Origin of the sequence: Cloacibacillus sp. (assembly GCF_020860125.1) — a bacterium.
Lineage (GTDB): Bacteria > Synergistota > Synergistia > Synergistales > Synergistaceae > Cloacibacillus.
Map to the genome: position 1 here is coordinate 1 of NZ_JAJBUX010000059.1, position 25890 is coordinate 25890.

Annotated in this window: 20 protein-coding genes; 12 read left to right on the plus strand and 8 right to left on the minus strand. The window is 54.9% G+C overall.

What is annotated here, in order from left to right; translation table 11 throughout:
• Positions 1–440: 440 nt before the first annotated feature.
• Positions 441–2333, minus strand: a complete 1893-nt coding sequence (locus LIO98_RS07420) for a DUF2207 domain-containing protein (RefSeq protein ID WP_291954913.1) — start codon at positions 2331–2333, stop codon at positions 441–443.
• 51 nt (positions 2334–2384) lie between these two features.
• Positions 2385–2936 carry a LemA family protein gene (locus LIO98_RS07425; protein WP_291954916.1) on the minus strand — a complete coding sequence of 184 codons (552 nt, stop codon included), beginning with the start codon at positions 2934–2936 and terminating at the stop codon, positions 2385–2387.
• Positions 2937–3089: 153 nt separating this feature from the next.
• On the opposite strand from LIO98_RS07425, the gene LIO98_RS07430 reads away from it, so the two are divergent.
• Positions 3090–3374 (plus strand): hypothetical protein, encoded by a 285-nt coding sequence (locus tag LIO98_RS07430; protein WP_273309384.1) that lies wholly within the window; start codon positions 3090–3092, stop codon positions 3372–3374.
• A 694-nt stretch (positions 3375–4068) separates the two neighbouring features.
• Complete coding sequence (locus tag LIO98_RS07435) at positions 4069–8430, plus strand: Synerg-CTERM sorting domain-containing protein (RefSeq protein ID WP_291954921.1); 4362 nt, start codon at positions 4069–4071, stop codon at positions 8428–8430.
• Between the two features lie 234 nt (positions 8431–8664).
• Here the strand turns inward: LIO98_RS07435 and LIO98_RS07440 are convergent, their stop codons facing one another.
• The 3 genes from LIO98_RS07440 to LIO98_RS07450 form a co-directional block, all read right to left on the minus strand.
• Entirely contained in the window at positions 8665–9837 is a 1173-nt protein-coding gene (locus LIO98_RS07440) for an aminotransferase class V-fold PLP-dependent enzyme (RefSeq protein ID WP_291954923.1), read from the minus strand.
• A gap of 1 nt (position 9838) precedes the next feature.
• Positions 9839–10417 carry a sulfurtransferase-like selenium metabolism protein YedF gene (yedF, locus tag LIO98_RS07445; RefSeq protein WP_291954926.1) on the minus strand — a complete coding sequence of 193 codons (579 nt, stop codon included), beginning with the start codon at positions 10415–10417 and terminating at the stop codon, positions 9839–9841.
• A gap of 98 nt (positions 10418–10515) precedes the next feature.
• Entirely contained in the window at positions 10516–12168 is a 1653-nt protein-coding gene (locus tag LIO98_RS07450; RefSeq protein ID WP_291954929.1) for an HD domain-containing phosphohydrolase, read from the minus strand.
• A gap of 215 nt (positions 12169–12383) precedes the next feature.
• On the opposite strand from LIO98_RS07450, the gene LIO98_RS07455 reads away from it, so the two are divergent.
• The 4 genes from LIO98_RS07455 to LIO98_RS07470 all read left to right on the plus strand — a co-directional run bounded on the left by LIO98_RS07455 (position 12384) and on the right by LIO98_RS07470 (position 15868).
• Complete coding sequence (locus LIO98_RS07455) at positions 12384–13025, plus strand: HesA/MoeB/ThiF family protein (RefSeq protein ID WP_291954933.1); 642 nt, start codon at positions 12384–12386, stop codon at positions 13023–13025.
• Between the two features lie 188 nt (positions 13026–13213).
• Positions 13214–14212 carry a membrane dipeptidase gene (locus tag LIO98_RS07460; RefSeq protein WP_291954936.1) on the plus strand — a complete coding sequence of 333 codons (999 nt, stop codon included), beginning with the start codon at positions 13214–13216 and terminating at the stop codon, positions 14210–14212.
• 140 nt (positions 14213–14352) lie between these two features.
• Positions 14353–14493, plus strand: coding sequence for a hypothetical protein (locus tag LIO98_RS07465; protein WP_291954938.1), 141 nt, complete (start codon positions 14353–14355; stop codon positions 14491–14493).
• Between the two features lies 1 nt (position 14494).
• The gene (locus LIO98_RS07470) at positions 14495–15868 is read left to right on the plus strand and encodes a hypothetical protein (protein WP_291954940.1); all 1374 of its coding nucleotides are present in this window, start codon (positions 14495–14497) and stop codon (positions 15866–15868) included.
• 95 nt (positions 15869–15963) lie between these two features.
• Here LIO98_RS07470 and LIO98_RS07475 read toward each other — a convergent pair whose 3' ends face one another.
• Positions 15964–16452, minus strand: coding sequence for a YbaK/EbsC family protein (locus LIO98_RS07475; protein WP_291954942.1), 489 nt, complete (start codon positions 16450–16452; stop codon positions 15964–15966).
• Positions 16442–17461 carry a lytic transglycosylase domain-containing protein gene (locus tag LIO98_RS07480; RefSeq protein WP_291954945.1) on the minus strand — a complete coding sequence of 340 codons (1020 nt, stop codon included), beginning with the start codon at positions 17459–17461 and terminating at the stop codon, positions 16442–16444. Before LIO98_RS07480 ends, LIO98_RS07475 begins: the two co-directional genes overlap by 11 nt.
• Before the next feature lie 53 nt (positions 17462–17514).
• Here LIO98_RS07480 and LIO98_RS07485 point away from each other — a divergent pair, with 53 nt between their 5' ends.
• The 6 genes from LIO98_RS07485 (at position 17515) to LIO98_RS07510 (ending at position 22557) form a co-directional block, all read left to right on the plus strand.
• Positions 17515–18384, plus strand: coding sequence for a triphosphoribosyl-dephospho-CoA synthase (locus LIO98_RS07485; RefSeq protein ID WP_291954948.1), 870 nt, complete (start codon positions 17515–17517; stop codon positions 18382–18384).
• Positions 18385–18472: 88 nt separating this feature from the next.
• Positions 18473–18838: a helix-turn-helix transcriptional regulator gene (locus tag LIO98_RS07490; protein WP_066747045.1), complete on the plus strand. Its 366-nt coding sequence runs from the start codon at positions 18473–18475 to the stop codon at positions 18836–18838.
• Positions 18801–19271: an ImmA/IrrE family metallo-endopeptidase gene (locus tag LIO98_RS07495; protein WP_291954954.1), complete on the plus strand. Its 471-nt coding sequence runs from the start codon at positions 18801–18803 to the stop codon at positions 19269–19271. The genes LIO98_RS07490 and LIO98_RS07495 overlap by 38 nt, the downstream gene beginning before the upstream one ends.
• 12 nt (positions 19272–19283) lie before the next feature.
• Positions 19284–20240: a radical SAM protein gene (locus LIO98_RS07500; RefSeq protein ID WP_291954956.1), complete on the plus strand. Its 957-nt coding sequence runs from the start codon at positions 19284–19286 to the stop codon at positions 20238–20240.
• 46 nt (positions 20241–20286) lie between these two features.
• On the plus strand, positions 20287–21450 hold the full coding sequence (locus tag LIO98_RS07505) for an NADH:flavin oxidoreductase (protein ID WP_291954958.1): 1164 nt from the start codon (positions 20287–20289) through the stop codon (positions 21448–21450).
• Positions 21451–21690: 240 nt separating this feature from the next.
• Positions 21691–22557, plus strand: coding sequence for a MurR/RpiR family transcriptional regulator (locus LIO98_RS07510; protein ID WP_291954960.1), 867 nt, complete (start codon positions 21691–21693; stop codon positions 22555–22557).
• Between the two features lie 101 nt (positions 22558–22658).
• Here the strand turns inward: LIO98_RS07510 and LIO98_RS07515 are convergent, their stop codons facing one another.
• A complete protein-coding gene (locus LIO98_RS07515; protein WP_291954962.1) occupies positions 22659–25832 on the minus strand; it encodes an ATP-binding protein in 3174 nt (1057 codons plus the stop codon).
• Positions 25833–25890 lie beyond the last annotated feature (58 nt).

Below are 25890 nucleotides of genomic sequence, written 5' to 3' on the forward strand. Positions count from 1 at the left end.
GATGTTTTTTCGCCGAGACTGAGGGAGAGTTGACCTTAGGTTCTCCCGCGGCTTTCGCCGCGGGCTCTGTTTGGCGCGGTTCCCGAGCCAAACAGAATAACACTCCTTCCGTCAGCCGCCAAAAACAGGCGGCCGACACCTCTGATGTAACTACCAGCCGAATCGCACGAAATCAAAGATTTCGGCTCCCTGGCCGCCTCAGAGAGGGAGGCTACAAGAGCAGAAACTAAACCGCTGTTTATATTACTCCCACAATGAACGTAGATATATGTTTGGGAAATTTTATATGATAACAGGAAAATCGGCGCGAAGAAGTGCCGTAGGCTAAATAAGCCGGTTCCTGAGTACCGGAGCCGTATTGTTCATACGGCGAGGACACTCAGGGACCGGCTTATGACGCATACGGTGCTTATTCGCGCCGATTTTGATAAACGCCGATTTTACCAGCCGGAGCCGCCGCCACCGCCACCTCCGCCGCCGGAAAAGCCGCCGCCTCCGGCTCCGGAAAAGGAGCTCGGGGCCTGTTCCGGCTTCATGCCGGCGGCCATGCTGGAGCCGATCGCGTCGGAGAAAGAGCCGAAGCCGCCCGTATTCATGAAGATATAGGGGGAGGGGCCGGCGTACCACTGCGGTGTGTACTGCGCCTTTTCAAGCACCTTCGCGAACCGGTCTCCCCAGGTCTTGGCCGCTCCGAGCGCCATCGCGTAGGGCAGGAGCCGTTCGAACAGCTCGGGGGTCTCGTCAGGCGCGTTCAGCATCTCCAAGCGGTCCTTCTCCGCGACGGAGATATAGAGATTCAGTCCCTCAACCTCGCTGTTGAGCTCCTCGCCCCTCTCAGTGCGGCTGGTGACAAAGGGGCGCATCAGCGCCGTCACCGCTGCCGCCGCGATAAAAGGCAGGACTATCAAAAGGACGGCGCGCTCTCCCTCGAAGATCGAATACGCGGCAAAGGCCGCGACGATCGAGGGAAAGAGGGAGAATATGATCTCCTTTATCTTTGTAATGAAAGAGCCGTCGGGAGAAACCTTTCTTGAGAGGGAGATCATGAGCACCGCGCCTCCGAAAATGCCGGCGGCGGCCGTGGTCGTAAGGCTGTCTCCGGTGAATGGCAGCGTTGTGGCGAGTCCGGCGATAAAAATCAGCGCGCCGGTGAGACAGAGGCCGATATTCGTGGAGACCAGCCCGCGGCTGAGGCTGGATATGCCGCGCCGGAGGCCGCCATTCGCGTTGGAAAGCTCCCTGGCGTTCTTCTGCTCCAGCGTGACGCTCTCCCGGTCCCCGGGGAAGAGCCGCATCATCATCGCGTCCTCGTCCCGCGTCAGTTCGACACTGCCGTTCTTCTTCACGAGCGTGAAAATATTATGTTTATGTCCAAAGAACGAGGGCGGTTCGTCGCTCTCCTCAATCTTCAGCGCCCCCTTGACCGCCAGCCTGATGATATTTGCCGTCATTGAGACGCGGTCGACCTTCATCTCCTTTATATAGCGAACGAAGGCGGGAGAAGAATCCTTTGGCGGATAGAAGCGTGGGATCACCGCCGGTGGCTCCCCTCCGCTCCTGCGTTTTAGAACCGCGAAAGCGAACCACGCGCAGGAGAGGGCTAAAGTCGCGAAGGCGATCCAGCTCTGCCTGCGTTCGTCTCCGAACGGAGACGGCGGCGGGGAGATGAGCCCCTTCTTCCACGTATATACGACGGTGAGCCCCTCTCCCGGCGACAGCGGATGCGTCGTGACGACCGTATTTCTATCGGCCAGCTTGGCGTCTTCCTTAACGCCGCGCTCGCCGTAGGCTCCGACGTACCATTCTATCGAACGAAAGGGCTCGCCCGCGTATTTTTGCGGCAGAGAGACGCTGCAGGCGGCCGTCATTATCGGCCATGACCAGCCGTTGCCGGTGACGTTCCAGTAAAGTTCGTCATAATTTTCAAAGAAACCTATCTGGCGCGTCGTCGTGTACTTTATCGTAAAAGTATGGAGCCCCAGCGGTATCATCGAGCCGGGATCGCCGATCTTCACATAGGCGTAAGCGCCGTCATAAGAGATATTGTAGGGAATGTCCTCGCCGTCAAGCTTGACGGCCTCCACGTCAAAGCCGACATCGAATGAGCGTCCGTTCTTATCCTTATACCTTATAGGGAAATTCCGGATGATGCCGCGCTTTATACTCTTATGCTCAATATTTACCAACAGCTTCTCCTTGACCTCAAGAGAGCTGTCCTCGCGGATCGCTATCGTGCTGCGGAAACTTTCAATGATTTCCGCGGCGCTGGCGGGCAGGGCGGAGAAAATAACGGCACAAAACATGAGCAACAAGCAGATATTTGTCTTTTTCATTTGCCGCCTCCTTAATTTAAATGTTATCTTATCTGGAATATCTGTCTGACGTTAAAATGCGACCTTTGGCACGGCGCATTCCGACTCATCCGCCTCGTAATACGGCAATGTGGAAAAGCCCATCGGCCCGGCGATCAGCATGCCCGGGAACTGCTGTACGGCGTTGTTCAAATTACGCGCGGAGCCGTTGTAATAGCGGCGCGACATCTGAATCTCATCCTCGATCTTACTGAGCTCTCCCTGTAACTGAAGAAAATTCGTATTGGCCTTAAGGTCGGGATAGGCCTCGGCGACGGCAAAGAGCGAACGAAGCATGGAGGTAAGCATATTTTCCGCCTTCATCCTCTCCGCGGTATCGCCTCCCGCGTCGACCACCGCCGTCCGCGCGCGGGTCACGTCGTCCAGCGTGCTCTTCTCATGCCCCGCATAACCTTTTACGGTCTCCACAAGATTGGGAACAAGATCGCTGCGGCGTTTGAGCTGTACGTCGATGCCGCTCCAAGCCTCCTGCGCCATATTTCTCAGCTTGACCAGCCCGTTATATGTCCCGATAATCCACACCACTATGAGCGCGGCTATACCTAATACTATCCACAACACCATGAGAAATTTCTCCTTCCAAATCTCTGATTTGTCGGTAGATTATACCTCTGTTGTGATGATACGTGTTAATATTTATAGCGTAAATAGGCAAATAAACGGTAAAACGCAATGCCTGATGTGATAAAAAAATAGATGGATATGGAGGAATAGAATATGATGATAAGACTTATCGCCGAGGACGGCCAGATGCGCTCGGTAAAAGTGGGTTTCAGCTGGACGGTATTCTTCTTCGGTTTCCTTGTGCCGATATGCCGGGGCGACGCGAAGTGGGCCGTGATAATGTTCGCGGCGAGCGTGCTGACGCTCTTTTTCGCGCAGCTAGTATTCAGCTTCACCTATAACGGCACCTACATCCGTGAGCTGCTGAGCAAGGGGTATCGTCCCGAGGACGAGTATTCCCGTGCCGTACTGGTAGCCAAGGGATATATCGCCTCATAAAAATCGGCGTTTATACGCGCCGTCTGCGTCATAACTTGCCCCCTGAGTGTCCTCGCCGTATGAAGATACGGCTCCGGTACTCAGGGGGCAAGTTATTTAGCATCCGACACGTCTAAACGCCGATTTCCTTTGGGTGGGAAAGCAGTAAATTGCGATTTAGCTTTCTGATCGTTATGCAAGTTTATCGATGTATGGACATACAGTCAGTCACTTCTTAAAAATTCAAATACCAACTCTATAAACGACAGGGCGAATTGGCGTGCGGCTGGTACTTTGGTACCAAAGACGGAGTTCGGCACCGGAGGTGTTTCGCTGTTATGTGTCGTTCGGAAAAGTTACTTAACGTATATTAGGTAATTTTACGGTGGACACTAAAAAATATTTGTTGCGCGACATGGCCGTGCTGTGATACGATAGCCGTGCAGCGGATGTAAAAATTATTTATCAGTGCGGTGACGTTCGAGGATACGAGCCTCCTGCGTTCCGCGGATAATATATCTTAATTGGAGGTAGGTAAAAATGAAAGACGGACGAACGCCATTTTTGCAAAAAACGAACCTTAGTACCCTTCCACGGGGGGGGCAACCGTAGTTTACGCTGGTTAAAACTTCTTCCTTTTTCCTCACCCTTTAAGTTCCTGATACTCCTGCTTGCCGCGCTGTGCGCGCTGATTCCCTTCGCCGCCCATGTCGTTATGGCGGACAATCCAACCTACGAGACAACATACTATTGCCTGCAAGCGGAAACGGGCAGCGAAAAAATCATTAAATACACCGCGGATTCATATTCGCCCTTAACCCCCATCGGCGTTGTCAAGGTGGATGGGACACATTTGCAGATCACTTTTGACAGAGAGCTTGAATATGCCACGACCATAACTACCAGAGACGGCGGCAGCGGCGTCAGCATGGTTGGAACGCAGGCGTGTTCTAAGTTCACAGTTGAAGATAATGGTACCAATGTTGGTGTATTTAGAGTTGTTCCTCTCGCTTCGCCGACAGGCGCGGACGGCCGCCGGACGTTTCGTACCGTAGAGGTTGAACTGGAGAAAACCGTCAGCGATTCGGCAATGGTATCCTACGATCCTGAACTAAAAGGCCATAACGATTCGCTTGCGCTTGCCGACCCTAACGCCGGAAAACTTACAGGTGCGTTTGGCTCCGTCAGCGCCGCCGCTCCGCAGGCACAGTTAAAGACGCTGGCCTTGGATGCAGCTGTCAGCGGTCAAAACGATGGGACGCTGATGGACGAAAATACGCCCACAGAGCCAACGAGGATGTTTGAAGAGTCTCTTGCTGACGATAAGGTCTCCAGCGTTGTTATGACCTTCACGCTGGATAAGGAGTCCGACTGGTCCGTCTCCGTAAACGGCGCGGCTCCCAATCCTGGCGCGACGGCGGCGAAAGGCAGTGTCAACGTGGGTCTCAAAGAGGGATGGAACCGCATTACGCTCACGGTGGGAGACGTATCCCAGCTGGGCTTTGTCACATACGAGATCTGGCTCTATAAGGGCACTCCCGCCTACACCCCCGTAACGAGCATTACTCTCGAATCGGAGAGTGGCGAACACTTTGATACAATAACGCCTGCTGACGGTTACCTTCAATACTACGCCTCCATACCGGGTTCATGCAGGAGTGTCGTGGTGAAAGTCGCTGCCAAAGACGATCCGCAGAGCATCGAGATAAACGACGAAATTGCCGACCAGGACGGCAAGGTGACTCTAAGCATTCCCGCCTCCGGGTACACATATTCTGTCAAAATAACGGTCACCGGTAAAAATGGCGAGACCGCCTCGTATATAGTTGAATTAAACAGCCGCAATAACGACATGAAACTTAGCGACCTTAAAGTCTATAAAGTAACTCAGAATGGAAGCAGGACGGAACTCACGCTTAAATATAGATCTATCGGCAATGACCCTGGTGGAGAAGGATTTAAACAGGATCTGAAAACTGAGGGCGGCTGGCGCTATTATTATGTGGATTTGAATTCGTCCATCGTAGCCGAAAAATGTACATTTGTAGTGGTTCCCACCGTTGAGGCCAACATGGCGTACGGTACGGATATCTTTGTCGGTCTCAGAGGCGGTTCCCAACCGCAGCCTATAGAATCCGGAAAAGACAGTAAAGGCTTTTCCATAGGAGAGTCGGATCAGAATCTCCCCATCAGCATCACGATGAGCCGGAAGAACCCTCAGACTGGTAATCCGGATGTGAGCGACTACAAGGTTCAGATAAACCTGATATCGAACTTTGTAACTCCGCAGCTTGAATCTCTGACTCTCCACGATATATGCGAGACGGAAGACGTGCTTACCCTGTCTCAGCCGGAGTTAGGCGCCGGTGAGAGAACATTCAGGACAAAGCCAAACTCGCTAAATTTCACGCTGCATGCGCAAATACCTAATGACCCTGCGATTATGTTGGATACGAACTTGGATAGGGACAAGGACAGCTGTACGATTTCAGAGGGAAAGGTTACCGCCCGCATTAATCTTGAGTGGGGGGAAAAGAGAACGATACGGTTCACAGTCAAGAATATGGCGATTGACCAAGAATATGAGTTCAAGCTCAACCTGCAGCAGGGATACGAGGGGAAGTTCATATATCTGGGGGTCAGCCCGGAATATCTCTCGCATATATGGCTAGACGGAGCGGAACCAGAATTTACTATAAACGAAATGAGCTCCTATACGCAATTCGAGCCTCCCACGGAGCCTGGCGGCAATAGAAAATTTACAAACGTTATAGAAAGTTATGTATTCAAAAAAAGATATAAAAAGCTTAACACTGACGGCGGTAATAGTATCACCGTCAACTGGTCGGTGTGCCCTCCGATAGACAATCAAACTGGCCTCTTAAACTTCAAGCTCGCGAGCGTTGTTTCTCCCGATGAGACGCCAACAAACTGGAAAATTGGTACAGTGACGGTTAATCCCAGAGGGACAGGCGGCACGGTTGAACTCATTATTAATACGAGTGTACAGCCAGAACCCTATTATAGGGAGTACTCTTATACCAGCTCTAGTGAGGGCGGCAAGGGAGAGGTGGATCGTGTCCACCCCGTATATTTACAGGCCGAACTGCCGGACGGTAGGATGCGCAAAGGAATATTTGCGCATATAACAACGAGGGAGGATTTGGAGTTCCCGGACATAATAATAAACGAGTATAAAAAACAGGATTTTAAAATCATCGAATTTAATCCAGTTAACCAAAGGCCACCGATAACGGACTGTTATATCACAGGCGGCTATGCAGGCGACCATACAAATGATTATAATATAAAAACAATACAAGTAGGTGCTGTATATCAGTTTAAGATTACTATTCGTGGTCGTACATACGGTGATTACAGACGGGCAAATAATGGGGAATTTGCGAAAACATATCCGCGTGCGGTATTAAATCCTAATGACTGGTTGTCAATAGCGGAAAGGCTTGAGGTTTACAAACAACATTTCCCAGGTACGAAAGATGATGCCTTTGACGGATACTATGTCGACTACAGCCATGACCCTATTACATGGACTTTGGTTGGTGATGGAGAGCTGTTTAGCAATCCTAACGACGTCAGCGAATATGCCACCATCGATCAGAACGGCGTTGTCACGACACGAAAAGCGTTCCCTGCCGACGACTCATCTTCTAGGATTTGCGTAGTAGCACGTACGTCAAGGAATAAAGTTACTTGTAAGGCAAATTTCATTATACTTCCTGAGCGAGCCAGTGATGTTTCTGTAGGTACAAACATACCCTATATAGCCTTGTCACCTAGAGCGGCTTTTTACGGCTATAAGAAAAATTATAATTCTTCGGGAGGAGGAAACGACGATCCTGGATGGAAACATCTAACAGATGTCTGGAATATGAACTCTTCCAATGGATATGGCGACATTCGGTGGAGCGCGTTAAGTGTAAAAGGAGGATCGCTGCGGTTCTCAGGAAATACCGCTCTGGGAATGAAGCTTGTCAACGCTCCCAAAAATTGGTATGAAAAATCGTCTGGAAGCTGTAATTTTGCGCCGAATATTACCAATTTAGACGCACTAAATAAGCGCAGCGGCTGGGAGGAAACGTACCATAATATACCTAAAAATCAGTCGTTCTTGGCGGGCTTGGCGAACTTCATTAAAAAAGAATTTGAGGGTACCGACGCTACTTTTAACGGTCCCCATACTTTGCCGGTATCTGGAGTTTCAGAACATCAGTCAATCAGTGATACAGAGCACGGTTTAAATACTATTGAAAACAATTATGTATATCTCACCCAAGAGGGTAGAGTTCGATTTTTTGGAAAGTCCTCAGCGTTCAATATCAATACCATTATGGCGCTGCGTGGCGCTGCCTCTGAGGACTTAGAGACTGTTCAAGCCAGCGAGAGAGGACGTTGGGACTATGAAGAACGTACTATAACGAAGGAAGAACAGGGGACGTCGGAAGATATTGTGTTATATAAGTTTTCTGACGGCAGAACCGGTGTCAGCTGCATCGTTGACCTTGATAGCGCAGGGACTGCCGAGGAGACTAAGACTAGTGGTAAGAGTTTGTCCAGACAATCGAGCAGTAGCGTCATGGCTGCGGCAAATGAGATTGAATGGATTTACCCTGATATGCCAGGTGCCGAGGATATAAGCATAACCTACGGCGACGGGACGCCGGTTTCCTCCGATTCCTCCCTCTATTACGATAATATAATGAAGTTATCAAGAAGCGTAAGCACAGGTGTGAAGGTAAGCCGCGGTGCTGTAACGAGACCAAAGCTAGCTCCGATAAAGATGAACTTTGCCGTTGATTCAGAGGCTTTTGACAATCTTGAACTGTTAAGTTTGAATTACAAGATGAAGAACAGCGATGAAGTGTATACCATAAATGTGCAGGGTACCAGCACTAACGGCGGTTTTTCTTTCAGCGACGCGGCTGAGGATAAAAAGCAGGACGACCCCGCGGCAAATTCCGGCGGTGGCAGCGGATGTAACGGCGGCTTTGCCGGTCTGCTGGCTCTCTTTGCCGTAGTCCTGCCGCTCTGCGCCATAAGACGCGGCAGAAGTTAAATATCACCGGAAACGGAACCGTCCCGCGCCGACCAACTAAAGGCCGGCCGGTTCCGCTTCTAGCGTCAGTCTGAACACAAAAACAAACCTAAATTGCTGTTTACCTCTTTCCCTACCCGAAGGAAATCGGCGTTTAGAAGTGCGAGTTGCTAAATGAAATGGGGGCTCCGATACCGGAACCGTATCTTCATACGGTGAGGATTCGGAGCCCCCATTTTATGACGCAAATCGTGCTTATAAACGCCGATTTACCAGTTCGCTGATTGATTGAACGGTATAATCGATCTCTTCTTCCGTGTTGAAATACCCCGGCGAGAGGCGCAGCGCGCCCTCCGGGAAGGTGCCCAGCGTCCGGTGGGCCAGCGGGGAGCAGTGGAGGCCGGGACGGCTCTCAATGCCGTATTGGTCGCTGAGGTCCCGCGCAAGGGTGCCGTTGTCCATACCGTCGACGTTGAAGGCGTAGACGGGCAGCCGCGGCGTGTCGTCTCCCGCGGCGCCGAGCAGTCGCATCCCCTTTATCGAAAGGAGCCCCTCCTCGAGGCGTCTGCCGAGCTGTTCTTCTTTGGCGGCGATCGCTGCGATGCCGGTCTTTTCGAGCCATTCCAGCGCCGCGTCAAGTCCCGCGATGGCGGGGAGGTTAGGCGTACCCGCCTCAAATTTGTCCGGCATGAGCGTCGGCTGCGTCTCCTCGTGGGAGAGGCTGCCGGTGCCGCCGGTTATGAGGGGCGCGCATCTTTCGGCAAACTCGGGGTTCCAGATAATGCCGCCGGTACCCTGGGGGCCGAATAACCCCTTGTGGCCCGTGAAGCAGAGGGCGGCAATGCCGAGCTCCTGAACGTCGATCGGCAAAAGGCCGCCAGTCTGGGCGCAGTCGACGACGAGCGGAACGCCGCGGCGGGCGCAGATCTCCGCCACCTCTTCGATCGGCTGGACGGAGCCGCAGACGTTGCTGCAGTGGGTTATGACGACGAGATCGGTCTTTTCCAGCAGCGCTTCGGAGAGCGCCTTGGACGGCAGGTAGCCGCGCAGGCTGCACTGCAGCACGTCGACCAGCAGGCCCTGTTCCTGCAGCTCCCGCAGCGGACGTACCACGGAGTTGTGCTCCATCGAGGTGGTGACGACGCGCATCTCAGGTTTTAGAAATCCCCTGAGCACGATGTTCAGCGAATGTGTGACGTTTGATGTAAGCGTCACGTATTTGGCGTTGGCCTTCGCGCAGCCGCCGAAGAGTTTCGCCGCGCGGGCGCGCGCCGTGAAGACGATGTCGAGGCTTTTAAGGTCCCGTTCGGAGGCGGAGCCGCGCGCGGCGTTCGCGCCGGCGCGCGTCATGAAATCAAAGACCGCCTGCGGTACCTCCTGCGGTTTGGGCCAGGTCGTGGCGGCGTTATTCAGATAGATATGTCTCATATCAGCCGAGGACTATCGGCTTGTCCGCTCCGAAGACCGCCTCGGATATTTCGAACATGTTGGATATGGTGCCGATAGTGATTTGGTCGGTGATCCCGAAGTGCTTCGTACAGGTGCCGCAGATGAGGATTTTTGTCCCAGCGGCTTCCAGCTCTTTAAGGGTGTCGAGAGTCGAGGCCTCCGGCAGCGCCATTTTTACGCCCTCGTTCATCAGGGCTATGGCCGCCGGCGGCGTGGATGTCTTGGTCAGCGTTCCGAGGTACGCCTTCATAAGCACCTCTCCGAGGCCGTCTGAGGGAGCGCCGATTTTGTCTGAGGTGAAGAGTAGCGCGGTACGCGCCCCGCCGTCCTTTTGTACAGCGGCGGTTTCGCCGCTCTTTTTGCCGGTGATATATATGCCTTCGGCGCCATCCTCTCGTGAGGCGGCATATCCGCGGCTTTCAAAGAAGCGCGTGACATTTCCCGCCGCGACCTCGTTGTCCACGCAGGCACGGATCTGAACGGCACCTTTATCCGCCTCTTCTTTTACAAGCAGGACCGGTTTCGGGCATTCCAGTTTTCTCGCGTCGATTTCTGTCATGATGTTTTCTCTCCTTCTTTAGAAAAACCGCTGACTATATGAGCCGCGCCGCGGCGTATAATCAGCGGAAGATATAGGGCTATAGGGATTAACGGTCTCTAATGCTTCTGCTGTTTCAGAAAGGCGATGAATTTTTCCACGAGCTGCGGGTCAAGGCGTGTACCGGCCTGCGCGCGCAGTCTCTCTATCACTTCGTCTTCTGTCGGGATGCGGCGTCCGGGCCAGGGGCGCGTCATCTCATTCCAGGCGTCCGCGATGGCGAATATCCTTGCCTGAACCGGTATCGCGCTGCCTGAGAGTCCCTGCGGGAAGCCGGTGCCGTCCCAGTTTTCATTCCACGCGTAGGGCAGCGCGGAGGCGGGGCGCAGGAGCTCTATCGCTTCCATGAAGTCCTTTGATTTTATCGGATACTTTCTGTATTCGCGCAGCTCCGCGGGCGTAAGCGGCGAGGTCTTGGTACGGATGGAGAAGGGCAGCGAGAGCATGCCCATACGGCTGAAGAGCGCTCCCAGGTAGATATAGATGAGCTCTTCCTCTTCGATACCGTTCTCCCTTGCGAAGTCCCGTGCCTTAGCGGCGCCTCTGACGAGCGCGGCGCGGAATTTCTCGTCTCCAGGAGAGAATGCCGTCGCGATGTCTTCAAGCGTCTTCATGCAGAGACGTCTGCCGGCCTCCGCGAAGCGTTTGTGGACGGAGATGGTGATATCGTCGGCTTTGTTCTTCTCGCCCTGCTTGAAGTCGAAGAAGGCCATGAAGTCGTTCAGTGTGCGCTGGATGCTCGCGATTTCGTCACGCTTACGGTCTATCGTGATGCTGTGCGCGTCGCCGGCTTCGTCGCGAATCGCCTCTATCTCGCGCTGCAGCCGTTTCATGCGGTTTGTTATCTGGTATTTCATAAAGAACCCGAAGAGGAATACTACGAAGAGCGCGGCGATCGCGAGAATGGAGAAGAGTATCTGCAGTTCACGCTCGGCGCTCTTGATGTCCACGTTTTGAGAAATGCCGGAGATCCAGAAAGCGGGCGCGCCGGCGTGGTCGCGCACAAGCAGACGCCCCGTGGTGAATGAATTTCGCGGGTCGTTGTTGAGGATCATATTCGGAAGCTCCCGCCCCTTGTCTTTTTGCGGAACGGGCTCCACGGCGAAGGTGAAATGCAGGCCGGCGGTGATTTTATGGATCATTTTCGGCGATAGGGCCATCGTGGCGATAAGGTATCCGGCCTGGCCGCCGCCCTTGTCGGAGCGGCGTATGTGCTTGACGGCGAAGAATATCGGTTCCTCACCTTTCATTACTATGCCGCTTGTGCCGTCTTCGGGAAGGTTTTTGAAGATATCCTCTCCCTGGTTGCTGAAGATCGCGGCGACTTCGCTCTCCGGAGTGGAGCTGTCGTCGGGGGCGCTGTAGTCGCGCGCGAATTTAACATTGAAGTCGTTGTCTATGAATATCAGAGATGAGACGCCGATCTCCGTGAGAACGGCCCTGTTGAGGTATATATTCGGGTAGTCGGGGTTGAGGCCGGTCATGTAGTCCCACGCTTTATCGGAGTAGGCCCAGTTGCCCGCTATCGCCGATAGCGTGCGCACTTCCCCGTTCAGGGTCACCGAGGTTCTGGAAAGGTCTCTGGTCATACGCTCTCTGTCTGTCTGTTCCGCTGATGTGATCAAAAAATTTGTAAACAGAATATCAAGTATCAGCAGTACTGACAGCAGTATTACTCCGAGAAAAAGTTGTGTTTTACACCTGAGCGTCATCTATACCCCTCCGGCAAGTTGAGATTAATTAATCCATATCACCATATATTGTAACAGAATTTCTTGGAAATAAGACAAAAAATGACGTAAAAGAGTGGCTGATAAATTGTGAAATTACACAATTATGGGGTAAAATATTCTCGCGGCGTTTTGCGGCGCGGGATATGTGCGGCAAAGGCCCGGAAGGTGCATACCCAGGCGGCGGAGGGATGTCTTTGATTTTTAAAAAACCGGTTGAATATATGGCGGAACGGGCTTCACGTCACGGGGATATTCTCGCCGTTCCCCTGTCCGTATGCCGCGAGGCGGCCTCTTTAGGCGGTCTGTCCGTACGAGAGGCGGAGATTGCCGCGCTGCGCGGAGGGCTTTGCCCATCGCGTTATGAGCGCACGATCGGTACCTTTGGCCTTGAGGGGCAGGCGCGGCTGCTTGAATCCTGCGCGGCTGTGGTCGGCTGCGGCGGGCTTGGCGGCTGGATAACGGAGATTCTTGCCCGTGCCGGCGTCGGACGGCTCATTCTCATCGACGGCGATGTTTTTGACGAAAATAATCTTAACCGCCAGCTCTACGCGACTGAGGAGAATATCGGCGAGCCGAAGGCCGCCGCCGCCGCTGAACGTGTAAGAGGCGTCAATTCCGGCGTTACCGCGGAACATTATCAGATGTTCATAAATGAGGCGAACGGCGCGGAGATACTCTCTCCGGCAAATGTCGTGCTTGACGCGCTGGATAACAACAGCGGCCGCCGGGATGTATTCAGCCTCTGCCGGAGGCTCGGCATCCCCTTCGTTCACGGTGCCGTGGCCGGGTTTTTCGGCCAGGCGGCGGTGCTGCGTCCGCAGGACAGGCCGCTGTGAGAGAGCGCGGAGGTCCCGGATAAGGGTATAGAACTTACTACGGGCAATCCGCCCTTTATACCGCCGTTCATCGCTTCGGTGCAGGCGGCGGAGGCATTGAAAATCCTCGCGGGGCTTGAGGGAGGACTGGAGCATACTCTGCTTTGGTTCGATCTTATGCGCTGCGATATGCAGAGGCTGAGATTAAAATGAAGACGAAAATCGTACTTGACGCGCACTTTGATATGCTTCTGGATGTGCTGTCCCTGCGCCGCCGCGGAGAGCATGCCGTTTTAGAAAGGCGTTTTCTGCCCGGATTTCGTTCCGCAGGCATAAACGCCGTCGTCTGTTCCGTTTTTATTCTTGACGAGCTGGTTCCCGAGGGGGCGCTGAGAAACGCTCTCGATCAGATTTCGGCGCTTTATGCCGACATTGAGGAGTCCGGTTCGTTCAGGTTATGCCGCAGCGTAAGTGAGTGCCGCGCGGCGGCGGCCGACGGCAGGGTCGCCCTGTTTCTCTCTCTCGAGGGCGCGGAGCCGCTTGGACGCGATATTTTTTTGCTGCGCGTATTTTATGAGCTTGGCGTGCGGCTGCTGGGACTCGCATGGTCGCGGCGCAATTACGCCTGCGACGGCATCTCGTTTGAGGTGGAGGCTCCCGCCTCGTCGGCGGGTTCGCTGACCGGCTTCGGACGCGAACTGGCGGCGGAGGCCTGCCGTTTGGGCATGGTGATAGATGTGAGCCACCTGAACGACGCCGGTTTCCGTGAGATCGCCCATATCGTGAAGGTCCCTTTCATCGCCTCGCATTCAAACTGCCGTACGCTGACCTCGTCGCCGAGGAATCTCGCCGACTGGCAGCTGGACTTTCTCGCCGCCGCCGGCGGCGTGACGGGGATGAATGCCTGCGGTCCCTTCGCGGCGGCGGAGCGCTCCGCGAGGACCCCGGAGGCGCTGCTCACCCATCTTGATTATGTCGTCAGCCGTTATGGCACGGAGCACGCGGGCATGGGGCTTGACCTCTGCTCCTGTCTGGAATCGCTCAAATCCGGTTATGTACAGGAGGGCGACACGGATATTTTCCGGGATCACACCGACGCGGGAGAGCGGTTTATACGGGCCGTGCGCGAAAGGTATAAAGAGGATGAGGCGGATGCCATTTTGGGCGAAAATTTCCTGCGTCTCTTTGAAAGGGTCATGGGCAGCTGATAAAGAGATATTGCTATCCGATCGTCGTCTACGAGGAGCGGGCCGCCGAGGGGCCGCTGTGGATCGGAAATTTCCCCGGGCTAAACGGCTGCTGGGTAGAAGGTTCGTCAAAGGAAGATGTGCTGGCGAGGGCCCCTTCCGTGATCCATGAATTTGCCTCCGCCTGCCGTGAGCTTGGGTGGCCGCTCCCCGATCTCCCTGCCATGTCCGCACTTGAGGAGACGTGTCTGGGAGAGGTATTTTTCATTGAGGAATATTTGCCGGAGCATGGGGAGCTGTAACTTGGAATCTGTAACACATGATAGGAGAAATCTGCTGAAATTTGTGATCCCCTCTCTTCTGGGGATAGTTGTCTTTCTCGTTCCTTTCCTGCTGCACGGAGGGATGAATACTCTGATCGGTCACGCGAAAGAGTTTTTGATGATGTCGATCATCGGGTGGCAGCCGCTTATAGTTTCGGCGCTCTCTCTCGTTGTGGCGTTTTTAACGGTGTCCGCGAAATTTTTCAGGCCCAGGTGGATCATGGAGAACCATATTCTCCACGAGAATCTCACCGGAGGCCCCGTATGGTTTGCCGCGCGCATCTGCGCCCTGCCGATCTCGCTCTTTGTGCTTTTCGGCTCTCAGCACTATCTTGGTCTCGGCGGCCCGCTCAGCGTTTTTGTGGCGAAGGCTTCGTTTATCGTTAATAACCTGGCGCCGCGGCTTATTATGCTAGCGCTCGTCCTTGGAGTATGGGCGCCGCTGATTATGGATTTTGGCCTCGTCCAGTTTATCGCCGTTTACGCGAGTCCCATTATGCGCCCGCTCTTCCGCGTGCCGGGGCGCGCTGCGATCGACTGCGTCGCGTCGTGGCTCGGCAGCAGCTCGATGGCGGTCGTATTCACGGCGAAGATGTACGACGCCGGTTATTATACGGACCGTGAGGCGGCGGCGATCGTCTGCGGTTTCTCTCTCGCGGGAATATATAATATCTACGCGATCGCCGAACTCTTCTACATGGAGTACGCGATGCCGCAGATACTCTTTGTCGTCTATTTCACGATGATCCTGCTGGCCGCGGTGCTGCCGCGGATATGGCCGCTCTCGTCGATACCGAATAATTATTACCTGGGGCACGACAACTACCACGCGCATCACACGGGCGAGCATCACGGGCACTCCCTCTTTGGCTGGGCGATACTGCGCGGGACGGCGCGGGCGCGCCATATGAACGCAAAGCAGTATCTGCATGAGAGCCTGTCGATAATATACACGCTGCTTTTCAGCACCGTGCCGCTGATGGTGGCCTTCGGAACGTTGCTCTTCATAATCGCCGAAACGACAAGCATAGTGAAGATATTGGCCGTCCCCGCGGAGACGGCGCTTAATGCGATGGGTGCGATGGAATCGAGTATAATCGCCTCCGCGACGGTCTTTTCCTTTGTCGACCAGTTCCTTGCCGCCACCTATGGACGCCTGCTGCTCACAGAACAGGCCCGTTTCATCTGTATCTGCCTTTCGATAACCGGGCTGATAAATCTTACCGAGGTCGGCCTGCACGTGTGGCACTCAAACATCCCGCTGCGCTTCTGGCATATGACGGTGGTCTACGTGATGAGGATAGTTATGTCCATGGTCATCGTCATTCCGGCCGCGGGGCTGCTTTTCCCATGACCGGATGAAGATAAAAGGGCCGCCGTCTCAGGATAGGGATGAGACGGCGGTCTTTATATTATTAAGTGACGGCTGCTTTTGCGGTTATCCGGCGCTCAGTCCTTTTTGATGTCGGCCTTCGCGCCGCCGGTGATCCTCAGCAGCTCGTCCGGCGCGACGGGGAAAAAAGCGTGGTCTGTGCCGGCGGCGGCCCATACCGTATTATAGAGAAAGAGCTCCTCGTCGAGCAGCGTCGGCGGCTGTTCGGGATAGCCCACCGGCGGCACGCCGCCTGGGCGGAAACCCGACCATTCCGTGCAGGTCTCGCCGTCGGCGAATGAAACGTGCGAGGCCCCCAAGAGCTTCCTGATCTTTTTTGTGTCGACGCGGTTTACACCGGACATCAGCGCGAGCGCGAAGCTCTTCCCGTGGTTCACACGCAGCAGTATGCTCTTCAGTATCTCTTTTTCCGACGCGCCGACCGCCGCGGAGGCGTCGGCGACGGTAAATATGGTGGCTGTTGTCTCCCTTATCTGCGACGAACAGTTGTTCTCTTCAAGAAATTTCCGTACCGTTTCTATAGGGTTGAATCCCTCATCTGGCATTTGTGCCCACTCCTTCCGGCCTTTTACCGGCGGCGACCTTTTTCATCAGCTGGGGGCGGTTCAGCGCCTCCGCGAAGAAGGATGGTTCGCCGTTCTGTTTTTCCTGGTCCGTTACGTTGTATATCTCTATGTTCTCCAGCACTGAACGCACATATTCGCGTGTCTGCGGGTACGGGATCTCTTCTATCCACTCCACCCAGTCGCCGGCCTCCGAGTCCCATCGTGAGACCGAGGCCGCGCCAGCGTTATAGGCCGCGAGCGCGAGCGGCAGCTTGTTTGAAAATTTTGTCTTCAGGTGGGCGAAATATGCCGCCCCCAGCATTATATTGTGTGTCGGGTCATAGGGCGAGAGCGCCTCGTTTTTAAGGCGCGCCGCCGCCTCCCGCGCCGTGAAGGGCATCAGCTGCATGAGCCCCACAGCCCCTGAGCGGCTCACGGCCCGTTCGTTAAATTTGCTCTCCTGCCTGATCAGCCCCAGCAGGATATTTTGTGAGACCCCGGTCTTCGCCGAGGCCATCGCGACCTCGCCGTTCCACCGCCGTATGTAGGCGGCACGCGCGCAGGCCGAGCGCACGAGCCGTGTGAGGGCCGGATAACGCCCCTCATAGGCTAGCACAAGGCTGTAAAAGTCAAGAGGGTGGCGCAGGGCGAGCAGCGAGGCGGCAACGGCGGCCTCCTCGTTTCTGCCGAGTCTTTCAAGGGCGCGTATCTTCCAGTAGGCGACGCGCGCCGGACGTATTTCAAAGGGAGAGGCCAGCGGGTTCTTCGACCAGCGGTTCAGAGCGGCGGCGGCGTTGCCGCGCCTCCACTCCGCCCAGCCGTCGCGCCAGTCGTTTGCGGCTTCGCGGTGCACCGCGTTGGATAAGAGGGGGAGACAGGCCAGCAGGGCGCATAAAACAGTAACGCGGAGCATAAACTTCCCCGCCCCTCCGTTCTTTTGCTTGCAGTCGGAGAATCTTTGCGTTATTTTATTGAAGATGATTTTTACCCCGGAGGGAATTGCATGCATATAACGGCGGCTCCTTGTTACATAAATATTATAGAGTATGCGGCAGAATGTCCATGAAGTCAAGAGCGGCGAAGCTGCTGGCCTCGGCGGCGCACGAGGCTGCGGTCCGCGAGGTGCTTACGACTCCGAAGCCGGGGCTTGTCGACGCTGAGGGAAACGGCTGTCACGAGGATATGGACTGCGCGCTTTTTATAAAGAGCGCGCGGGCGATCGCGCCGTTTTGGGAGGAGCAGGCGCGTACCGGTCTCAACGGAACGCCGCCTTCGGAGGCGATGCGGGAGCTGAGGGCGGCAGGGGCGGAGATGGAGCGCGCGATGTTTGCCGCCACGGATGGGATAAACACCCATAAGGGGCTGATCTATCTCATGTCGCTTTTGCTTTACGGAGCTGGCTATATGCTCTCGACGAAGGGTGAAGCGTCGGCGGAGGGCGCGGCAATGGCCGCCTCGTGCGCTGTAAGCGGCGCTGTGGCGAGGGAGCTCGGCCCGCTGGCCGCGAAGAGGCCGGAGAGGAGCCTGTCGAATGGAGAGAGGCTCTTTTTGGAATATGGTATCACCGGTGTTCGCGGTGAAGCGGAGAGGGCTTTTCCCTCCGTTGTCAGAGGCGGTCTTTCCGCGCTGAGGAATGCCATTGATGCCGGGGCTGCGGAAAACGACGCTGGGCTTGCCGCTCTGCTCGCGATAATGGCGGTCTGCGAGGACAGCAATGTGATACACAGGGCTGGATACGACTATTGGAAGAATGTCTACCCGCGGCTTGTCGTGGATACCGCGGCGAGGTTCGACCCCAGGCGCCCCGACTACCGGCCGCTGTACGCACTGGAAGCCGGCTTCCTGCCGCTGCGCGTAAGCCCCGGAGGCGCGGCGGACCTTTTAAGTTGTACATATTTTTTGAATTTTTTGCAGAAAGATATAATCTATTAGTTGTCATACTCTTGATATTGTTGTAATATAATAGGAACAAGTCTCATGTTGAATACAAAATTTAATATGGAAAGGGAGCCTGTGAAAAATGAGTCTAGGTAATAGAATCAAATCACTTCGTAAGGCGCAGCACCTAACACAGCAGAAGCTTGCTGACAAAGTGGAAGTGAGCCGTATTTATGTTCAGGCGCTTGAGAGCAACCGCCGTCTTCCTTCAATGAAACTTCTTCAGAAACTCGCGCCGGCGCTCAACGTTGAGGTCACGGACCTTCTGATGGACTTTTCCACTCCCGACAAGCCGGGGCGCGTGCAGCTGGAATCGATGCTTGACAATGGCGAGCTTGAGATCTGGTACCGCAGCAAGAAGCTATCGGAAAAGGAACTCCGCCGGGTATATCGCGTCATCGAAGCCGCTCTTGACGATTGGGACGAAAAGGATGCTGCCGGAGAATAACGCCGACGCCGAGGAATTCGAGGAAGAAAGTTTTGATGATTTTCCCTCCCCTCCGCCGGTGATTCCGGAATGGGCACGGCAGGAGGGGAATCAATGGCAGCGCCTCGGTGAGTTTGACATTCTGGCCAAGGCCGAAGAGCTGACGGGGCTTTCTCTTGAGATAAAATACGAGCCCCTCCCGGTAGGCGTATGGGGAATACATCTGGTGCGCGGCGAGCGCGGACGCATATTCGTCAATTCACAGCTGCCTCCGTTTTGGCAGCGCTTTGCAATATTTCATGAGCTTTATCATCTGCTGAACCATACTAAGGGCGCGCGTTTCTGGCAGCATACCTTTGTCTCAATGGAGAGTTTTGAAAACCGCGCCGACAGCTTCGCCTGGGCCGCCGCTTGGCCTGAGTGGGAGGAAAACCAGTATTGCGACTGGAACTAGGGGCGTGGACGGATGGCGGATAAATTGAAGAAACTGCCCTTTTTTCTGCCCTTCGCCGGGTGCCGCGGGCAGTGCGTATACTGTAATCAGCGGGCGATAACCGGGGTGACTGAGGTGCCGACTCCCGATTATGTCCGCGCCGTTTTGGAAGATGTCAAAGAGCCGCGGGAGATATGCTATTTCGGCGGCTCTTTCTGCCGTTTCCCTGAAAAGACGATAAAGGCATACCTTGACTGCGTTACGGAATACGCTCCGGCGGGCAGTACCGTGCGCTTTTCCACCTATCCCGGGGACCTGCGCGACGACGCGCTGCGCGCGCTGATAAAAAAATATCCCATCTCGCGCATCGAGCTGGGCGTTCCTACGCTTGATCCCGCCGTTCTCGCCGCCTGCCGCCGGGAGGCTGATCCGGAAAAGATATTCGAGGATATCTCGCTCCTCATGAAGGATTCCCTGCCGGTCGGCGTGCAGATGATGATCGGGCTGCCGGGGCAGCGCAGGGAGAGCAGCCTGTGTGATCTTATGAGGCTTGCGGAGCTTAAAGGCGGTGAGCGCTGGGAGCTGCGCCTCTATCCCTGTCTTGTGATCGCGGGTACGGAGCTTGAACGGCTCTATCTGGAGGGTGAGTACCGCCCGCTTTCGGTGGAGGAGGCGGTGCTGTGGGGCGGGGAGTTCATTGAGCTCGCCGTGGATTTTGGCTTTGTGCCGATCAGGATCGGCCTGCAGGAGACGGCGTCGCTCGCCGCTGAGGCTAAGGCAGGGCCGCACCATCCGGCGCTTGGAGAACTGATACTTGCGGAGGCCGAAGCTCGGAGGCTTGTGAAGCTTGCTCCCAAAGGCCCCTGGCAGGTTCCGCGCCGCGATATCTCAAAATTTCGCGGTCATGGAGGTTTTGGTATAAAACGCCTTGCAATACACGCCGGAATATCGGAAAATGAGGCCGCGAAACAGATAGTATATGAGGGGTAAATCTTAATCAAGGACAGATCAAAGACCATAAAAGGGAGTCGGGTTAATGAGGGAGACAGATGAGAGGGCGCAGATAATAAAATTATTTAAGCCCTTTGAGAATAAAACATTTCCGGTAAGAAACCGTTTCGTCAGGGCGGCTACCTGGCTTGGCGCCTGTGACGGCGCGATGGGGCGCGCCACGCCAGCCGCGATATCGCGCCAGGCGGAGACGGCGGCCGGAGGCGCGGGTACGGTGATATCGGAGTTTGCTTACGTCAGCCTCGAGGGGCAGGCTGCGCCGAAGCAGTGGGGGATCGACGTGGAGGAGGCCGTCGGCGATGTCCGTCGGCTGTCTGCCGCCGTACATGACGCCGGTTCAAAGCTTGTCGTGCAGATCTGCCACGCCGGCGGAGCGCGCATGTCGGCCTCCTCGAAGGGGCTGCCCACCTATTCTCCGAGCGGCGGCGAATACCCTGGCAGCGATATCATCGCCCAGGCGATGACGGAAGAGGATATAAAAAAGGTCTGCCGCGATTTCGCGGCGGCGGCCGAAAGGGCGAAAGAGGGCGGAGCCGACGGCGTGGAGATACACGGGGCCCACGGTTTTCTGTTGACGCAGTTTCTCTCGCCGCTAATCAACCGTCGTGAAGACCGTTACGGCGGAAGTTTTGAGAACCGCCTGCGGCTCGTGCGCGAAGTATATGCCGCGGTACGCGGAGCCGTTGGCGACGATTTTTCCGTATGGCTCAAGATAAGCGCAACGGAGGGCGTTGTGGGCGGATACGGCCCCGATGAGGGGACCGAGGCCGCACTCACGCTGCTGCGTGACGGAGTGAATGTAGTGGAGGTCTCTTCGGGGACCGGCTATGCCTCTTCGGAGCATATTCCGAGCGTCGTCGGCGTCTCAGCCGGCGAATCGGAGGCGCCATTCGCCCCCTATGCGGCGAAGATAAGAGCGTCCGCGCCGGAAAACTCTCTGGTGCTGCTCACAGGTGGGCTGCGTTCGCTGCCCGTGATGGCCGCGCTGCTGGAGGATGGCGTCGCCGATCTATTTGGGCTGAGCCGCCCGTTCAACGCGGAGCCGGATCTTATAAACCGCTGGGCGGAGGATGACGCGAGGCCCTCCGCCTGTATCTCCTGTAACGCCTGCTTCAAGACAGCCGCCTATGGTGTGATAGATTGTCCGATAATGAGGGACCGGCAGGAGGGAAACTGGGACCCCCTATAGGGCGGCGGCGCCGTTGTCTCTTTGCATATTGGGCTGAAATACCGCGGGCGGCTCTTGCCGTCCGTCTTTTCGTGTGAATTAGATCAACGGATGCGTGCCTTTTTATATTTTTTTTATGAACTTGCATAAAACAAAGTAGACTGTGGTTGACAATCATGTAAAATAAAACTAGAATTCATAAGAAATGTTTCATAGAACAAATTTATCAAAAAAATGTATGATTTTAAGGAGTGTATTTAGATGGACAGTACGCAGTTACAGAACCTTTTGATGGAAAAAGCACATACGATGCCAAACAAGGCGCGTCGTGTGGCGGAGTACCTGCTCGCCAACATGCGCGAGGCCTCCTTTCGTTCCATTGGCGATATAGCGGACGAACTTAAGGTTTCCAAGGCGCAGCTTGTGCGCGTCGCCCAGATGCTCGGTTTTTCGGGGTACGCGGAGCTCAAGGCCTGTCTCCAGAAGACGATCCTCGAGCAGATCAATCCCGCGGCGCTGTTGGCGCGGGCGGTAAATTCAAGCGACTCATTCCCCGACAGCGTCTTTAAGGCGGAACACGCGAACCTTGACGATACGATGGCGCAGCTTTCGCCGGAAGAGACTGACCGCTTCAACGAAATAGTCAAGGGCGCCAACAACATCTATTGTATCGGATGGGGCATCTCGTCGCTTGTCATGGAGCTGATGCAGATACGCCTCACGATAATGGGATGCCGCGCCTTCCTCTGCCGCCGCGGCGGCCTTTCTCTCTGGGAGCAGGTACGCGGAGTACGCGAGGGCGATGTCGTTATCGTCTGCGAACTTCCAAGCTATGCCGTGGAGGTTACGGAGTCGGTGGAGATCGCCCACCGGAACGGCGCGAAGGTCATTACCATGACGGACAGCGCCGCCGCCCCCGTCTGCCGTTTTGCCGAGCTTCAGCTCAACGTTTCGGCCAACAGCCCGACCTTCGGCAGCAGCATCATCGGCCCGATCTTCCTTACGCACGTGCTCACCTCGTCACTTGCGGTCTCACTTGGAGCCGAAGCGAAGAAATCCTTTGACGAGCAGACGAGTTTCCTGCATGACGAGAGGATATTCCATCCCATATTTGGCCTGAAATATTAGCGCTTGGCCTTTAACTGCGGATATTAAATCTAAAAGCTGGCCCCCTTATGGAGCCAGCTTTTGTGTGTCGTTTGTAGGATTCACTGTGCTTGTGACAAACATCATGCCAAATATTTTTGCAGCAGCTTCTTTAAATTCTCAAAATTTATCGGTTTTGAGATATGGTCGTTCATTCCTGACCTCAGCGCTTTCGCGACGTCTTCCGCGAAGGCGTTGGCCGTCACGGCGATTATCGGGATATCGTGCGCCTGCGGATGTCCGCTGCCGCGTATCTCACGGGTCGCCGTGTAGCCGTCCATAATGGGCATCTGTACGTCCATCAGGATCGCCTGATATCTCCCCGGCGACGATTTCAGGAAGAGATCCACGGCCTCTTTCCCGTTTTCCGCACAATCCACCACTAGTCCCGATTCCCGCAGGATAGTGGTCGCGATCTCCATGTTAAGCTCGTTGTCCTCTGCCAGCAGCAGCCTGGTTTTGCTCTTCCATTCCACCATTTTTGTGTCGTCCGCGCAGGCCGGTCTCTCTTCCGCCTCTTGGGCCGCCGCCCTCAGAAACAGGGTGACGGTGAATTTGCTTCCCTCTCCCAGCCGGCTTTCGGCCTCGATGGTGCCGCCCATAGTGGCGACTATTCCTTGAGCGATCGGCATTCCGAGTCCTGTACCGTGCACTTTGCGCACTTCGGTGTTGTCCTCCCTGGCAAAGGGAAGGAATATGTTGCTGAGAAATTCTTTGGAGATACCGATGCCGTTATCTTCTACTGTGAAGACCAGGCATATCCTGCCGCTGTCGCGCGATGGCAATTCCTCGGCGCGGACTTTGATGCCGCCGTTGGCCGGGGTGTACTTAACGGCGTTGGTCACGATGTTGAGAAGGGCCTGCCTGATCCTTCCGACGTCGCCGATAAGATCGTTGTGTTTTACGGCGCTGCTGTCAAAGCTGATATGCAGGGATTTTTCCGAAACGCTTGGCTGTACGATGACCGTGATGTCGGACATAAATGCGCTGACTTGGAAGTGTTCTTCATGCAGCTCCAGTTTCCCCTTTTCGATCTTTGACATATCCAATATCTCGTTTACCAGTTCAAGTAGGTGCTTGCTGGATATGTTGATCTTGCTCAGGCAGTCGGTGACGCGTTCGGAGCTGTCTAAGTGCGCCGCCGCGATGGCGGACATCCCGACGATGGCGTTTATCGGCGTCCTGATATCGTGGGACATTTGGGCGAGGAAGCTGCTCTTCGCCTCATTTGCCGTCTTGGCGGCCTCATAGGCGGTTATCAGCGCGAGCTGGTTTTGTTCTTTCTGCTTCTTTTCTTCCTCGATATTATGGGCGGCTAAAATGACCTTCACCGGCGTGCCGTTACGGCTTTCCGCGACGATCGTGTGGACCCTCATCCACCCGTACATGCCGCCGTAATCGCGGCGGTACTCTGTGGCGTAGATCGATTCGCCGCGGCTCACCCGACGGCGGATCTCCTCCGCGGAGAATTCGTGCTGGAACCGCTCCTGATCGTCTTTGTAAATCAAATGGCTGCTGTAGGTCTTCATCAGCAGTCTGAAGTTATCGCTCTCCTCAAGATATTTCGCGATATCGCTGCGCTGCATGAATACCTGGAAGGTTTCCTGCTGTAGATCGACATAATAGACGGAGTGGTAGAAGGAGGAGAGGCCTTTGATTATATTTTGAGATTCCACATAGAGCTTTTTCTGCCGCTCCTCCTCCATCTCCTTAAGTTTCTGCTCGTTTATGTCCATATTTGCGAAGATGACGCTCTTTACGCGCCCCTTTTCCATCTCTCCGACGCTGAAGCGCGACCGCACCCAGCCGACATGTCCGTCGGGACAGATCCTGCGGAAGTCCACGTCGTAAACGGGCTGTTCCGCGGAGAGCGTATGGCGCAGGAACTTAGGCGAACCGGCGCGTAGCATCTTCTCACGGTCTTCGTGGAACACATGTTCTTCGACGAACTTCTTGTAATATGCCGACAGACTGTCTTGGGGAGCGATATCGCTGCCGTCCGCATGATCTTCCCGCCACATGGCCTCTCCCCTGTCATTTTCGAGGTCGAAGAGGTAGACGGAGTAATAGTATTGGCAGAGATTGGCCAACACCTTTTCGCGGCGCTTGCTCTCCCGTTTGTCGTCGACGCCGCGTACTGTCAGCAGTATTCGTTCCGCCGCGCCCTGTCCGATACGGGTGGAGAAATAGGAATAGTAGTGCAGGATACCGTCATTGTCCCAAAGCCTGAAATCGCCCTCCAGGTAGCTCCGCTCTCTGTAGTTATCCAGATCAAAAATCGCTTTGAACTCGTCATGGTCCTCTTCCGGCATTTTAGCGCATATCTGTTCGCACAGGGTGTCGTATGAGCCGCGCTGCCCAAGGTCCAGCAGACTGCCGGAGTAGTGGATGCAGCTGTATTCCATCTTTATAAGATCCATACTCATGACCAGTGTGTATATATTCGATACCGCGATCTGGGCCGTGACCTCGTTGAGCTTTTTCTCCACCTCGACATCCTGTCCATCGAAGGCGGCGATGACCCAGGGATGGCTCTCGGAATAACGCGGCGAGGGGAGGAAGCTTACGCGCCTCCAGGCTCCGTCTTTGTTGCGGTAGAGGCGCTCCACCCGTTTAACATTGCGGTCGATCTCCCCCTTTATGAGGACGGGATCGGTCAGCTCCATGAGAGAGGGCCAATATTCCTCAGTGGCGACGGCGTTTATATAACATTTCAGCAATTCGTTGTAATTTGAAAAAGATTGGGTCATATCATGATAGTTTTCCGGCGTCTTGATGATCTTGAAGCAGCCGTCACGCAGATTGCAGAGGAAGATGCCGTCATAGTTTTCCCCCAGCGTCTGGATGATCGCGGCATGCTCCTGTTCAACTTTGTGCATATCCGTGATATTTTGGTGGTAACCGCGGATGCAGATGCCGCCCTTATAATTCCAGTCCCGTACGCCGCCGCAGCGCACATATATCGTTCCCCAGAGCGGATGGCTCCAAGGGTATTCCACCTCGGCTCTTTCATTTGAGACGGCCCTGTCCACGCAGCGGTGTACCGCGGGATAATAATCTTTGTGGATGCGGCTATACCATGCCTGATAGCATTCCTCGGGAGATGGGGCGTGGTCGAGGCCAAGGAGTTCGAGCATGACGTTGTCCGCATACATCCGCGGCTCCCGTCCCTCGTCGAGCTCTATCGCCCACAGGCCGGTCTGGGCCTCGTGGAGCACCTCCTGTACCTTTACAATATCTTTAAAATGATCCAGCATTATCATCCGTCTCCTCAAAAGCGGTATGTACAACGGAATAACAGGTTTATGAATATAT